Origin of the sequence: Citrobacter sp. Cpo065, from assembly GCF_030332805.1 — a bacterium.
GTDB classification, from domain to species: domain Bacteria; phylum Pseudomonadota; class Gammaproteobacteria; order Enterobacterales; family Enterobacteriaceae; genus Citrobacter; species Citrobacter portucalensis.
Map to the genome: position 1 here is coordinate 838,955 of NZ_JAOWHC010000034.1, position 13,240 is coordinate 852,194.

Genomic DNA, 13,240 nt, shown 5'->3' on the forward strand with positions numbered 1-13,240 from the left:
TCAAAATGGATAAAAAAGTCGTCTTTTTCGTACCCATGAAGAAGTATGAAAATCCGACTCCGATCATGTAATGAAAAAAAACAACAACTATTTTGTCCATTTTGCCCCGTTGCTGCACTAGCAGGGGTACTATCTACCAGAGTTACCACTCGATTTCCCCTTATCGTTGAAATCGTTTTTGCCCATGACCCATGAGTCTACCTACATCATGAATATGCTGGAAAAAATCCAGTTAAAACTGGAACATTTGAGCAAGTCAGAGCGTAAAGTCGCCGACATTATTCTTGCCTCTCCCGAGCAGTCAATTCACTCAAGCATCGCTGCGCTTGCTGTAGAAGCCAGCGTCAGCGAACCGACGGTGAACCGTTTCTGTCGTAGCATGGATACGCGCGGCTTCCCTGATTTTAAACTGCATCTGGCACAAAGTCTGGCAAATGGTACCCCTTATGTTAATCGCAATGTGGATGAGGATGACAGCGTAGAATCTTATACGGGGAAAATCTTCGAATCGGCGATGGCAAGCCTTGACCACGTTCGTCAGTCGCTGGATAACGCGGCGGTAAACCGGGCGGTAGATTTGTTAACCCAGGCAAAGAAAATCGCCTTCTTTGGTTTAGGTTCTTCCGCCGCGGTCGCACACGACGCGATGAACAAATTTTTCCGCTTTAACGTACCGGTAATCTATTCCGACGACATTGTCCTGCAACGTATGAGTTGTATGAATTGTAGCGACGACGACGTCATTGTGCTTATTTCTCATACTGGAAGAACCAAAAGTCTGGTTGAACTGGCGCAGTTAGCAAGGGAAAACGACGCTATGGTTATCGCCCTCACCTCTCCCGGCACGCCACTTGCGCGTGAAGCTACGCTGGCTATTACCCTCGATGTACCGGAAGATACTGACATTTATATGCCCATGGTCTCTCGACTTGCTCAACTGACCGTGATAGATGTGCTGGCTACAGGATTTACTTTGCGCCGAGGGGCAAAATTTAGAGATAACTTGAAGCGTGTCAAGGAAGCGCTCAAGGAATCGCGTTTTGATAAAGAATTACTCATCAAGAGTGATGACAGCTAAAAGCAATAACAATGTTCTACCCTTTTATCATCCGGGTTGTTCATTTTACCGTTAATGTTTGAGAACGGCCGGATTAATGTTCACGCAACACCTAGTTGTTTCAGTCAACGGAGTATTACATGTCCAGAAGGCTTCGCAGAACCAAAATCGTTACCACGTTAGGCCCGGCAACTGACCGCGATAACAACCTTGAGAAGATTATCGCCGCGGGTGCGAACGTCGTACGTATGAACTTTTCCCACGGCTCTCCAGAAGATCACAAACTGCGGGCGGATAAGGTCCGTGAAATTGCCGCAAAACTGGGACGTCATGTAGCTATTTTGGGTGACCTGCAGGGACCTAAAATCCGCGTATCTACCTTTAAAGAAGGTAAAGTTTTTCTTAATGTTGGCGACAAGTTCCTGTTAGACGCCAACCTCGGTAAAGGCGAAGGCGACAAAGAAAAAGTCGGCATTGATTATAAGGGACTGCCTGCAGACGTCGTGCCTGGCGACATCCTGCTGCTCGACGACGGTCGCGTACAGCTTAAAGTGCTGGAAGTTCAGGGCATGAAAGTCTTCACCGAAGTCACTGTCGGTGGCCCGCTGTCCAATAACAAGGGCATCAACAAACTGGGCGGCGGTCTCTCTGCTGAAGCCCTGACCGAAAAAGACAAAGCCGACATCATTACCGCTGCGCAAATCAGCGTTGACTATTTGGCTGTCTCCTTCCCGCGCTGCGGCGAAGATCTAAACTATGCCCGCCGTCTGGCGCGCGACGCCGGTTGCGATGCGAAAATTGTCGCCAAGGTAGAACGTGCAGAAGCCGTCTGCGACCAGAATGCGATGGATGACATCATCCTGGCTTCTGACGTAGTGATGGTAGCCCGTGGCGACCTGGGTGTTGAAATCGGTGACCCTGAGCTGGTAGGTATTCAGAAAGCGTTGATTCGCCGTGCGCGTCAGCTGAACCGTGCGGTCATCACCGCCACACAGATGATGGAGTCGATGATCACCAACCCAATGCCGACTCGTGCGGAAGTGATGGACGTGGCTAACGCCGTCCTCGACGGCACCGATGCCGTAATGCTCTCTGCCGAAACAGCAGCAGGTCAGTACCCGGCGGAAACCGTCGCGGCAATGGCGCGCGTTTGCCTGGGTGCAGAGAAGATCCCAAGCATCAACGTCTCTAAACACCGCCTTGACGTGCAGTTTGATAACGTTGAAGAAGCGATTGCGATGTCAGCGATGTACGCTGCTAACCACCTGAAAGGGGTCACCGCTATCATCGCTATGACGGAGTCTGGTCGTACTGCGCTGATGACTTCTCGTATCAGTTCCGGTCTGCCAATTTTCGCGATGTCTCGTCATGAACGTACGTTGAATCTGACCTCTCTGTATCGCGGTGTCACCCCGGTTCACTTTGACAGCGAAACAGATGGCGTCGTTGCCGCCAATGAAGCAGTGAACCTGCTGCGCGATAAAGGCTATCTGGTTTCCGGCGATCTGGTGATCGTGACACAGGGCGATGTGATGAGCACCATTGGCTCAACTAACACCACGCGTATCCTGACCGTCGAGTAACACCAGAGTTTGATGTAAAAAAGCCTCTCATTTGAGAGGCTTTTTTTTATTTCTTCGGATAGAGATCTTTGCGCTTATAGGGCTCAATCTCGCCGGGTTTACGCGTCTTAAGCAGTTTCAGTATCCAGGTGTATTGTTCGACATGAGGCGTGACAAAAATCTCCACCTCTTCGTTCATTCGTCTGGCAATGGTGTGGTCATCCGCTGTCAGGATGTCATCCATCGGAGGACGGACCTTAATCGTCAGGCGGTGAGTTTTACCGTCATACACCGGAAACAGCGGCACTACACGCGCGTGGCAAACCTTCATCAAGCGACCAATTGCCGGTAACGTTGCTTTATAGGTAGCAAAAAAATCGACAAACTCGCTGTGCTCAGGCCCATGGTCCTGATCCGGCAGGTAGTATCCCCAATATCCCTGACGTACAGACTGAATAAACGGTTTGATGCCATCATTACGCGCATGTAATCGACCTCCGAAACGACGGCGTACCGTGTTCCAGACGTAATCAAATACCGGGTTTCCCTGATTGTGGAACATTGCTGCCATTTTCTGTCCCTGGGAAGCCATCAGCATCGCCGGGATATCTACGCCCCAGCCATGAGGAACGAGAAAAATCACTTTTTCATCGTTGCGGCGCATCTCTTCGATGATTTCAAGGCCCTGCCAGTCAACCCGATTCTGAATTTTCTCCGGCCCTCGCAGGGCGAGTTCCGCCATCATGACCATCGCCTGAGGGGCGGTCGCGAACATCTCATCAACAATGGCTTCGCGCTCAGCTTCGCTGCGTTCAGGAAAACAAAGGGATAAATTGATCAGCGCTCTTCGACGTGAGCTTTTTCCCAAGCGTCCAACCATCCGTCCGAGCTTTGCCAGAATAGGATCGCGAAATGACGCCGGCGTTAACGCAATCCCAGCTATCGCCGCTACACCCAGCCAGGCGCCCCAGTAGCGCGGATAGCGAAATGATTTATCAAACTCAGGGATATACTCAATATTCTTTTTTTTCGTTTCCATGCTCTTCCAGTGTCTGGTGCGGCGAAAAGTAGATCTGCTGATAGTGTAGCGGCGCACCGTGCGCCGTACAAAATAAAAAAGCCGGCACGCATCGCGTACCGGCTTTATCAGTGTGCTAATTAATCAAAACGTAGCTGAGGCATAACTTCTTTCACCTGCGCCAGATAATCGGTGCGATCCGAACCGGTCAGACCTTCTGTACGCGGCAGTTTCGCCGTCAGAGGGTTCACGGCCTGCTGGTTGATCCACACTTCGTAGTGCAGATGCGGACCTGTTGAACGCCCGGTGTTACCTGACAGCGCGATACGATCGCCACGTTTCACTTTTTGACCTGGTTTCACCAACAGCTTACGCAGGTGCATATAACGGGTGGTGTAGGTACGACCATGACGAACCGCAACATAGTATCCGGCAGCGCCGCTACGCTTCGCTACGACCACTTCACCATCGCCTACCGACAGTACTGGCGTCCCCTGCGGCATCGCAAAGTCGACACCTTTGTGCGGCGCTACGCGTCCAGTCACCGGATTCAGGCGACGCGGGTTAAAGTTCGAGGAGATGCGGAACTGTTTCGCCGTCGGGAAACGCATGAAGCCTTTCGCCAGCCCGGTACCGTTACGGTCATAGAACTTACCGTCTTCAGCACGGATGGCGTAATAGTCTTTGCCTTCAGAACGTAAACGCACGCCCAGCAACTGGCTTTGCTCGCGCTTACCGTCCAGCATTTCGCGAGACATCAGCACTGAGAACTCATCGCCTTTTTTCAGTTTGCGGAAATCCATCTGCCACTGCATGGCCTTAATCACCGCGCTGATTTCAGAGCTGGTCAGTCCGGCCTCTTTGGCGCTGGCGACGAAGCTTCCGCCCACCGTGCCTTTGATACGGCTGTTAACCCAATCGCCCTGCTGCATTTCACTGCTCATTTTGAAACCTGTCGCAGTGCGATCGTAAGTGCGGGTTTCACGGCGGGACACTTCCCAGGTCAGACGCTGCAGGTCACCTTCCGCGCTTAAGGTCCAGGATAACTGCTGACCAATTTTCAGATTGCGCAGTTCTTTATCGGAAGCAGCGAGCTGACTGATGTCGCCCATATCGATGCCGTACTGATTCAGAATACTGCTCAGCGTATCGCCTGTGGAGACGACATACTCATGCACGCCGGCTTCACCAGACGTTTTGTCATCCAGTTCATCCTGTGGGATAGCTTCGTCTTCCTGAGCGGCCTGATCGATAGGTTCGCTGGCCTCTGGCAACAGTGAACGAATCTCGCTTTTTTCCAGCTCGATAGTTTTAACGATAGGTGCGGAATCGGGATGGTAAACATAAGGCCGCCAGACGGCGACGGCCAATGTCAGTACGGTAAGCGACCCCAGCATAACGCGATGGGGTCGCGGCAGATTATTAAATGCCAGAGCGACAGAGCGGGCTATCTGTTGCACGTATTCACTTCCTCATTAATCTCCTTTCAGGCAGCTCGCATACTGGTTGGCTAATTGGTTTAAAAACGCTGAATAGCTTGTTTTACCCAGTTTGATATTCGTACCGAGCGGATCCAACGTTCCCATTCGAACGGATGTCCCTCTCGCGACGGCTTCAACGACCGCTGGCCTGAACTGTGGCTCAGCAAAAACGCAGGTTGCTTTTTGCTCAACCAACTGTGTTCTTATTTCATGTAAACGCTGCGCACCAGGTTGAATCTCAGGGTTCACGGTAAAGTGACCAAGCGGTGTTAGTCCGTAGTGTTTTTCGTAGTAGCCATAGGCGTCATGAAAAACGAAATAACCTTTTCCCTTGAGCGGTGCGAGCTCGTTACCTACCTGCTTATCGGTTGCGGCTAATTGTGCCTCAAAATCCTTCAGGTTGGCGTCAAGTTTGGCTCGACTTTGCGGCATAAGTTCCACTAATTTTTCATGGATTGCAACCGCTGAGGCCCGCGCTATCTCTGGGGAAAGCCAAAGATGCATGTTGTAATCGCCGTGATGGTGATGCTCGTCACTTTTTTCACTGCCAGCATCATTGTGTCCATGATCGTCGTCGTCGTCATCCGCACCTTTCATGAGTAACGGTTTCACGTCATTGAGCTGCGCAATCGTTACCTGTTTCGCGTTAGGAATATTCTTGACTGATTTGTCCATAAACGCTTCCATCTCAGGTCCGATCCAAACGACTAAGTCCGCGCCCTGTAAGCGTTTTACGTCTGATGGACGCAATGAGTAATCGTGTTCGGAAGCCCCGTCAGGCAGGAGAACCTCAGTGTCTGTTACCCCGTCTGCAATGGCTGAAGCAATAAACCCCAGCGGCTTGAGCGAGGCCACCACAGCGGCATTTGCTGCCTGTGTTGCACTACCCCAAAGAGCAGCGGATAATGCTGCGAAAAGAAGCGTATTTTTATGTAACATAATGCGACCAATCATCGTAATGAATGTAAGGAATGTGATATTATAACATTCTATAACTTCTGCAAGACTAAAATTGATATGACGACTTTGGTTTCACTGGAAAATGTCTCGGTCTCTTATGGTCAACGCCGCGTCCTCTCTGACGTTTCGCTTGAACTTCGACCCGGTAAAATTTTAACGCTTCTCGGCCCAAATGGTGCCGGGAAGTCTACGCTGGTGCGCGTTGTATTAGGGCTGGTAGCGGCTGATGAGGGAGTAATCAAGCGTAATGGTCAATTGCGGATTGGCTATGTACCGCAAAAACTGTACCTCGATACTACGCTGCCACTGACGGTAAGTCGGTTTATGCGCTTACGTCCCGGCACCAAAAAAGAGGATATCCTTCCGGCACTGAAGCGCGTTCAGGCCGGGCATCTGATGGATGCGCCGATGCAAAAGCTCTCTGGCGGGGAAACGCAACGCGTCCTGTTGGCCCGTGCTTTATTGAATAAACCTCAGCTACTGGTGCTCGATGAACCAACCCAGGGCGTGGATGTCAATGGGCAGGTCGCACTGTACGACCTTATCGACCAGTTGCGACGTGAACTGGATTGCGCCGTACTGATGGTTTCCCATGACCTGCATCTGGTGATGGCCAAAACCGATGAGGTACTGTGCCTGAACCATCATATTTGCTGTTCCGGTGCGCCGGAAGTGGTTTCTATGCACCCGGAATTCATCTCAATGTTCGGGCAACGCGGCGCCGAACAACTCGGAATTTACCGTCATAATCACAATCACCGCCACGATTTACAGGGTCGTATCGTCTTACGCCGGGGAAATGGTCACTCATGATTGAATTGTTATTACCCGGTTGGTTAGCCGGGATCATGCTGGCCTGTGCCGCTGGCCCACTCGGCTCGTTTGTAGTCTGGCGTCGAATGTCTTATTTCGGTGATACGCTGGCCCACGCTTCGCTGCTGGGGGTCGCCTTTGGCCTGCTGCTGGATGTAAACCCTTTCTATGCGGTTATCGCCGTCACCCTGTTGCTGGCTGGCGGTCTGGTATGGCTGGAGAAGCGCCCTCACCTTGCGATCGATACCTTGCTGGGTATTATGGCGCACAGCGCATTGTCATTGGGGCTGGTTGTTGTCAGCCTGATGTCCAACATCCGTGTGGATCTGATGGCTTACCTGTTTGGTGATTTGCTCGCCGTGACGCCAGAAGATCTTATCTCCATCGCCATCGGCGTGGTTATTGTTCTGGCGATTCTGTTCTGGCAGTGGCGTAACCTGCTGTCGATGACCATCAGTCCGGATCTGGCATTTGTCGATGGCGTGAAGCTGCAACGCGTGAAGCTGCTGCTGATGCTGGTTACGGCGTTAACGATTGGCGTGGCGATGAAGTTTGTCGGGGCGCTGATTATCACCTCACTGCTTATCATCCCTGCGGCGACCGCCCGTCGCTTTGCCCGTACGCCGGAGCAGATGGCTGGGGTTGCCGTTGGAGTGGGAATGATAGCGGTTACAGGCGGGCTGACCTTCTCGGCCTTCTATGACACCCCGGCAGGTCCTTCCGTGGTGCTGTGCGCCGCGCTGCTGTTTATTTTCAGCATGATGAAAAGGCAAGCGAGCTAAGCATGCGTTGCCCGGTGGCGCTGCGCTTACCGGGCCTACAAAATCGCCCAGGCCTGATGAGCGTCGCGACATCAGGCATTAAGGCATCTGTGGCGGTGTAATGCCAAAATGGTTCCAGGCGCGCACGGTTGCCATACGTCCACGCGGCGTACGTTGTAGAAAACCTTGCTGAATCAGATACGGCTCCAGCACGTCCTCAATGGTTTCACGCTCTTCCCCAATCGCCGCTGCCAGGTTATCCAGTCCTACCGGTCCGCCAAAGAATTTATCGATAACCGCCAGCAGCAGCTTACGGTCCATATAATCGAATCCTTCCGCATCCACATTGAGCATATCCAGCGCCTGGGCGGCAATATCAGCCGAAATCGTGCCGTCATGCTTCACTTCAGCGAAATCGCGTACCCGGCGTAATAAACGGTTGGCGATACGCGGCGTACCGCGGGCGCGGCGTGCCACTTCCAGCGCGCCTTCATCGCTCATTTCCAGGCCCATAAAACGCGCACTGCGCCCAACAATGTGCTGCAGGTCTGCCACCTGATAGAACTCCAGGCGCTGCACAATACCAAAACGGTCACGCAGCGGAGAGGTTAACGACCCGGCGCGCGTCGTCGCCCCGATTAGCGTGAACGGCGGCAGATCGATCTTAATCGAACGGGCAGCCGGTCCTTCACCAATCATGATATCCAGCTGATAATCTTCCATCGCCGGATACAACACCTCTTCCACCACCGGTGACAGACGATGTATTTCATCGATAAACAGCACATCGTGGGGTTCAAGGTTGGTAAGCATTGCCGCCAGGTCACCCGCTTTTTCCAGTACCGGACCAGACGTGGTGCGCAGATTAACGCCCATTTCATTGGCGACAATATTGGCAAGCGTAGTTTTACCAAGACCAGGAGGACCGAAAATCAGCAGGTGATCGAGAGCATCACCGCGCAGCTTCGCCGCCTGGATAAAAATCTCCATTTGCGAACGAACCTGAGGCTGGCCAATATACTCTTCCAGCAATTTTGGGCGAATCGCACGATCCACCAGATCTTCAGGGGTAGTGCTGACAGCCGAAATCAGGCGATCTGCTTCAATCATCCGTTACCTCACAATGCCGCGCGAAGCGCTTCACGAATCAGGGTTTCACTGCTGGCATCAGGGCGGGCAATTTTGCTCACCATGCGGCTGGCTTCCTGTGGTTTATAGCCCAACGCCACCAGCGCAGCAACCGCTTCCTGCTCGGCGTCGTCCGTTGTCGGGCTTGCCGGAGACGTCAGGACCAGATCCGCTGCTGGTGTAAAGAGATCACCATGCAAACCTTTAAAGCGGTCTTTCATTTCTACAATCAGGCGTTCTGCGGTTTTCTTACCAATACCCGGTAATTTCACCAGCGCGCCCAGCTCTTCGCGCTCCACGGCATTAACGAACTGCTGAGCAGACATACCGGAGAGGATCGCCAGCGCCAGCTTCGGCCCCACGCCATTGGTTTTGATTAACTCTTTAAACAGCGTGCGCTCTTGCTTGTTGTTAAAGCCATACAATAGCTGAGCATCTTCTCGCACCACAAAATGGGTGAAAATAATCGCTTCTTGCCCGGCTTCCGGCAACTCGTAGAAACAGGTCATCGGCATATGCACTTCATAGCCTACCCCGCCCGTTTCCAGAAGGACCAGCGGGGGTTGTTTTTCAATAATGATGCCTCTGAGTCTGCCTATCACATGACGCTCCTGCGTTAAGGGCTAAAAGGTAATGCGCTATCATAAAAAAAGGCTGGATAGATATCCAGCCTCATTTGTCACTAACGTAATCGACCTCGCGCCAGATTCAGCCTCGACTCGCTCATTTGCATGGCGTTCTGACTGACATGGCAGTGGGTAATGGCAATCGCCAGCGCATCCGCGGCATCTGCCTGCGGGTTTGCCGGGAGTTTTAGCAGCGTGCGTACCATATGCTGGACCTGGCTTTTTTCCGCGCTACCGATCCCCACCACGGTCTGTTTTACCTGGCGGGCCGCGTATTCAAAGACCGGTAGATCCTGATTGGTCGCCGCAACGATTGCCACGCCGCGAGCCTGTCCCAGCTTTAGCGCCGAGTCGGCGTTCTTCGCCATAAAAACCTGCTCAATGGCAAAATAGTCCGGCTGAAACTGGGTGATGATTTCCGTCACGCCCGCGTAAATCAACTTCAGACGTGACGGGAGATCGTCGACTTTGGTGCGAATGCAGCCGCTGCCGAGGTAGGTCAGCTGCCTGCCGACCTGACGAATAACGCCATAACCGGTGATGCGAGACCCCGGGTCAATGCCGAGAATAATAGACATCCGCATCTCCTGTTATTTTATGGCTAAACCACATCATTCTAAGGTGGCAGCAACCTCATCGGAGATTTCACCGTTGTGGTAAACTTCCTGCACGTCGTCGCAGTCTTCCAGCATATCGATAAGACGCATCAGCTTCGGCGCCGTTTCTGCATCCATATCCGCTTTGGTGGATGGGATCATAGACACTTCAGCTGCGTCCGCTTTCAGACCAGCCGCTTCCAGCGCGTCACGCACTTTGCCCATCTCTTCCCACGCGGTGTAAACGTCAATTGCGCCGTCGTCGAAGGTCACAACATCTTCAGCACCTGCTTCCAGCGCCGCTTCCATGATGGCGTCTTCGTCGCCCTGTTCAAAGGAGATAACGCCTTTTTTGCTGAACAGATAAGCCACGGAACCGTCGGTACCGAGGTTACCACCCGTTTTCGTGAACGCATGACGCACTTCCGCAACGGTACGGTTACGGTTGTCAGACAGACATTCAATCATAACGGCTGTACCGCCAGGACCGTAACCTTCATAGATGATGGTTTCCATGTTGGAATCTTCATCACCACCCACACCGCGCGCGATTGCACGGTTCAGGGTGTCACGGGTCATGTTGTTAGCCAGCGCTTTATCAACCGCTGCACGCAGACGAGGGTTAGCATCCGGATCGCCGCCGCCCAGTTTAGCCGCCGTCACCAGCTCACGAATTATTTTGGTGAAAATTTTACCGCGTTTAGCATCCTGCGCTGCTTTACGGTGTCTGGTGTTGGCCCATTTACTATGACCTGCCATAAATAATATCTCCAAAAAGCGCGCCTTTTCAGGCGACGTTAATTACAAACTCTTCAATCGCCTGCCGGTTACTCCACGACTTGGTTAATTGGGCGGCTTCAACCGCATTAACCCAACGATAGGTCAGATGTTCGGTGAACACGATCTCTCGTTCTGAGGGAAGTGCCAGGCAAAACCAGGATTCAGTATTACGTTCAATTCCCGGTGCATAGCGATGACGTAAATGGCTAAAAATCTCAAACTCCACCGTGCGCTGGCAGTCAATTAAGGTCAGTTGCTCAGATGCAACATCAATGGCGACCTCTTCCTTTACTTCGCGCATAGCGGCTTGCGACGCGGTTTCACCTTCTTCAAGGCTGCCGGTGACCGACTGCCAGAAATCAGGATCGTCGCGTCGCTGTAACATCAGCACTCTCCCGGTGTCCTTTGCATAAATCACGACTAACACCGAGACAGGCTGTTTATATGTCATATCAGTTATTCTCGGCCTTCTTAACAACCTGAATGCTCAGTTCCGCCAGCGCAGCTGCGTTGGCAAAGCTTGGCGCTTCAGTCATCAGACATGCTGCAGCCGTGGTTTTCGGGAAAGCAATAACATCACGAATGTTGTCAGTACCGGTCAACAACATAGTCAGACGGTCCAGACCAAACGCCAGGCCCGCATGCGGCGGTGTACCATATTTTAGCGCATCCAGCAGGAAGCCGAATTTCTCACGCTGTTCTTGCTCATTAATGCCCAGAATACCGAATACGGTTTGCTGCATGTCGCCGTTGTGAATACGCACGGAACCGCCGCCTACTTCGTAGCCGTTGATGACCATATCGTACGCGTTGGCAACCGCGTCTTCCGGCGCAGCTTTCAGCTCAGCGGCCGTCATGTCTTTCGGCGCGGTGAACGGGTGGTGCATTGCGGTCAGTCCGCCTTCACCATCGTCTTCGAACATTGGGAAGTCGATAACCCACAGCGGCGCCCATTTGGCTTCGTCGGTGATGTTCAGGTCTTTACCCAGTTTCAGACGCAGCGCGCCCATCGCGTCGGCAACTACTTTCTTGTTGTCGGCACCGAAGAAAATCATGTCGCCGTCTTGCGCACCGGTACGTGCCAGAATCGCTTCCACAATTTCTGCGTTCAGGAACTTAGCAACTGGGCTGGTAATACCTTCCAGACCTTTCGCACGTTCGGTGACTTTGATGTAAGCCAGGCCTTTCGCGCCGTAAATCTTTATAAAGTTACCGTAATCGTCGATCTGCTTACGGCTCAGTGCAGCACCGCCCGGTACACGCAGAGCAGCTACGCGGCCTTTCGCATCGTTTGCCGGACCAGAGAACACTGCGAACTCAACGTCTTTCACCAGATCGGCGACGTCAACCAGCTCCATCGGGTTACGCAGGTCTGGTTTATCGGAACCGTAACGACGCTCAGCTTCAGCAAAGGTCATGATCGGGAAATCACCCAGATCGACACCTTTCACTTCCAGCCACAGATTACGCACCAGCGCTTCCATCACTTCACGCACCTGCGGTGCGGTCATGAAGGAAGTCTCAACGTCGATCTGGGTAAATTCAGGCTGACGGTCAGCACGTAAGTCTTCATCACGGAAGCATTTAACGATCTGATAGTAGCGGTCAAAGCCAGACATCATCAGCAGCTGTTTAAACAACTGAGGTGATTGCGGCAGCGCGTAGAATTTACCTTTATGTACGCGAGAAGGTACCAGGTAATCGCGCGCGCCTTCCGGCGTCGCTTTGGTCAGCATCGGTGTTTCGATGTCGAGGAAGCCGTGGTCGTCCATAAAACGACGCACCAGACTGGTGATTTTGGCACGCGTTTTCAGGCGCTGCGCCATTTCAGGGCGACGCAGATCTAAATAGCGATACTTCAGTCGCGCTTCTTCGGTGTTGACGTGGTTAGAGTCCAACGGCAGCGAGTCTGAACGGTTGATGATGGTCAGATCGGAGGCCAGTACTTCAATTTCGCCCGTCGCCATATCGGCGTTGACGTTTTTCGCGTCACGCGCACGCACGGTGCCCGTAACCTGGATGCAGAACTCATTACGCAGTTCGGAGGCCAGCTTTAACGCGTCCGCACGGTCCGGATCGAAAAATACCTGCACGATACCTTCGCGGTCGCGCATATCGATAAAGATCAGGCTACCAAGATCACGACGACGGTTGACCCAACCACACAGAGTCACCTGCTGCCCCTCGTGGGACAGACGTAGCTGTCCGCAATATTCTGTACGCATGAGATATCCCTTAACTTTGCCGCAGGCGGATTGTCACCTGTCTCGCAGATGACGAAGTCGCAGCTTTAGCTGAATGTCACAACTGAATGAAAAAAGGCGGCTATTATACTGGAAATTCTGCCGCACGATAAGAGCCTACTGGGATAGACTCTCAGTCCGGTACTGACTGTACGCCTGTTTCCTGGACGGGCATTGCGTAATCTCACAAAAAATAACAAAAATTGTCGCCCCTT

13 protein-coding genes are annotated in these 13,240 nt (G+C 52.6%); 4 read left to right on the forward strand and 9 right to left on the reverse strand.

Annotation, left to right across the window (positions count from 1 at the left end):
- Positions 1 to 208 precede the first annotated feature (208 nt).
- Together OGY68_RS20240 and pyk are read left to right on the forward strand one after the other, a co-directional pair.
- Positions 209 to 1,078 carry a MurR/RpiR family transcriptional regulator gene (locus OGY68_RS20240; protein WP_032943783.1) on the forward strand — a complete coding sequence of 290 codons (870 nt, stop codon included), beginning with the start codon at positions 209 to 211 and terminating at the stop codon, positions 1,076 to 1,078.
- A 119-nt stretch (positions 1,079 to 1,197) separates the two neighbouring features.
- A complete protein-coding gene (pyk, locus tag OGY68_RS20245) occupies positions 1,198 to 2,640 on the forward strand; it encodes a pyruvate kinase (protein ID WP_003034890.1) in 1,443 nt (480 codons plus the stop codon).
- Between the two features lie 46 nt (positions 2,641 to 2,686).
- Here pyk and lpxM read toward each other — a convergent pair whose 3' ends face one another.
- From lpxM to znuA, 3 genes are all read right to left on the reverse strand, one after another.
- Entirely contained in the window at positions 2,687 to 3,658 is a 972-nt protein-coding gene (gene lpxM, locus OGY68_RS20250) for a lauroyl-Kdo(2)-lipid IV(A) myristoyltransferase (RefSeq protein WP_020996628.1), read from the reverse strand.
- A gap of 119 nt (positions 3,659 to 3,777) precedes the next feature.
- A complete protein-coding gene (gene mepM / locus OGY68_RS20255; protein WP_003833825.1) occupies positions 3,778 to 5,097 on the reverse strand; it encodes a murein DD-endopeptidase MepM in 1,320 nt (439 codons plus the stop codon).
- 15 nt (positions 5,098 to 5,112) lie between these two features.
- Complete coding sequence (gene znuA, locus OGY68_RS20260; protein WP_057066845.1) at positions 5,113 to 6,057, reverse strand: zinc ABC transporter substrate-binding protein ZnuA; 945 nt, start codon at positions 6,055 to 6,057, stop codon at positions 5,113 to 5,115.
- Positions 6,058 to 6,135: 78 nt separating this feature from the next.
- On the opposite strand from znuA, the gene znuC reads away from it, so the two are divergent.
- Both znuC and znuB read left to right on the forward strand, forming a co-directional pair.
- Positions 6,136 to 6,891, forward strand: a complete 756-nt coding sequence (gene znuC, locus OGY68_RS20265) for a zinc ABC transporter ATP-binding protein ZnuC (RefSeq protein ID WP_003833829.1) — start codon at positions 6,136 to 6,138, stop codon at positions 6,889 to 6,891.
- Positions 6,888 to 7,673 carry a zinc ABC transporter permease subunit ZnuB gene (gene znuB, locus OGY68_RS20270; RefSeq protein WP_057066827.1) on the forward strand — a complete coding sequence of 262 codons (786 nt, stop codon included), beginning with the start codon at positions 6,888 to 6,890 and terminating at the stop codon, positions 7,671 to 7,673. Before znuC ends, znuB begins: the two co-directional genes overlap by 4 nt.
- A gap of 78 nt (positions 7,674 to 7,751) precedes the next feature.
- Here znuB and ruvB read toward each other — a convergent pair whose 3' ends face one another.
- From ruvB to aspS, 6 genes are all read right to left on the reverse strand, one after another.
- Positions 7,752 to 8,762, reverse strand: coding sequence for a Holliday junction branch migration DNA helicase RuvB (gene ruvB, locus OGY68_RS20275; RefSeq protein ID WP_003034872.1), 1,011 nt, complete (start codon positions 8,760 to 8,762; stop codon positions 7,752 to 7,754).
- Positions 8,763 to 8,770: 8 nt separating this feature from the next.
- Positions 8,771 to 9,382 (reverse strand): Holliday junction branch migration protein RuvA, encoded by a 612-nt coding sequence (gene ruvA / locus OGY68_RS20280; protein WP_003034869.1) that lies wholly within the window; start codon positions 9,380 to 9,382, stop codon positions 8,771 to 8,773.
- An 80-nt stretch (positions 9,383 to 9,462) separates the two neighbouring features.
- Positions 9,463 to 9,984, reverse strand: coding sequence for a crossover junction endodeoxyribonuclease RuvC (gene ruvC, locus OGY68_RS20285; protein ID WP_003034867.1), 522 nt, complete (start codon positions 9,982 to 9,984; stop codon positions 9,463 to 9,465).
- 33 nt (positions 9,985 to 10,017) lie between these two features.
- Complete coding sequence (locus OGY68_RS20290; RefSeq protein ID WP_003833836.1) at positions 10,018 to 10,761, reverse strand: YebC/PmpR family DNA-binding transcriptional regulator; 744 nt, start codon at positions 10,759 to 10,761, stop codon at positions 10,018 to 10,020.
- A 28-nt stretch (positions 10,762 to 10,789) separates the two neighbouring features.
- Positions 10,790 to 11,233, reverse strand: a complete 444-nt coding sequence (nudB, locus tag OGY68_RS20295) for a dihydroneopterin triphosphate diphosphatase (RefSeq protein WP_003034863.1) — start codon at positions 11,231 to 11,233, stop codon at positions 10,790 to 10,792.
- A 1-nt stretch (position 11,234) separates the two neighbouring features.
- On the reverse strand, positions 11,235 to 13,007 hold the full coding sequence (gene aspS / locus OGY68_RS20300) for an aspartate--tRNA ligase (RefSeq protein WP_003833841.1): 1,773 nt from the start codon (positions 13,005 to 13,007) through the stop codon (positions 11,235 to 11,237).
- Positions 13,008 to 13,240 lie beyond the last annotated feature (233 nt).

Excerpts from the sequence above, each read along its gene's own strand:
- OGY68_RS20240 (WP_032943783.1), top strand. The coding sequence starts at position 209 with ATGAATATGCTGGAAAAAATCCAGTTAAAACTGGAACATTTGAGCAAG.
- pyk (WP_003034890.1), top strand. The coding sequence starts at position 1,198 with ATGTCCAGAAGGCTTCGCAGAACCAAAATCGTTACCACGTTAGGCCCG.
- lpxM (WP_020996628.1), bottom strand. The coding sequence starts at position 3,658 with ATGGAAACGAAAAAAAAGAATATTGAGTATATCCCTGAGTTTGATAAA.
- znuA (WP_057066845.1), bottom strand. The coding sequence starts at position 6,057 with ATGTTACATAAAAATACGCTTCTTTTCGCAGCATTATCCGCTGCTCTT.
- znuC (WP_003833829.1), top strand. The coding sequence starts at position 6,136 with ATGACGACTTTGGTTTCACTGGAAAATGTCTCGGTCTCTTATGGTCAA.
- znuB (WP_057066827.1), top strand. The coding sequence starts at position 6,888 with ATGATTGAATTGTTATTACCCGGTTGGTTAGCCGGGATCATGCTGGCC.
- ruvB (WP_003034872.1), bottom strand. The coding sequence starts at position 8,762 with ATGATTGAAGCAGATCGCCTGATTTCGGCTGTCAGCACTACCCCTGAA.
- ruvC (WP_003034867.1), bottom strand. The coding sequence starts at position 9,984 with ATGTCTATTATTCTCGGCATTGACCCGGGGTCTCGCATCACCGGTTAT.
- OGY68_RS20290 (WP_003833836.1), bottom strand. The coding sequence starts at position 10,761 with ATGGCAGGTCATAGTAAATGGGCCAACACCAGACACCGTAAAGCAGCG.
- nudB (WP_003034863.1), bottom strand. The coding sequence starts at position 11,233 with ATGACATATAAACAGCCTGTCTCGGTGTTAGTCGTGATTTATGCAAAG.
- aspS (WP_003833841.1), bottom strand. The coding sequence starts at position 13,007 with ATGCGTACAGAATATTGCGGACAGCTACGTCTGTCCCACGAGGGGCAG.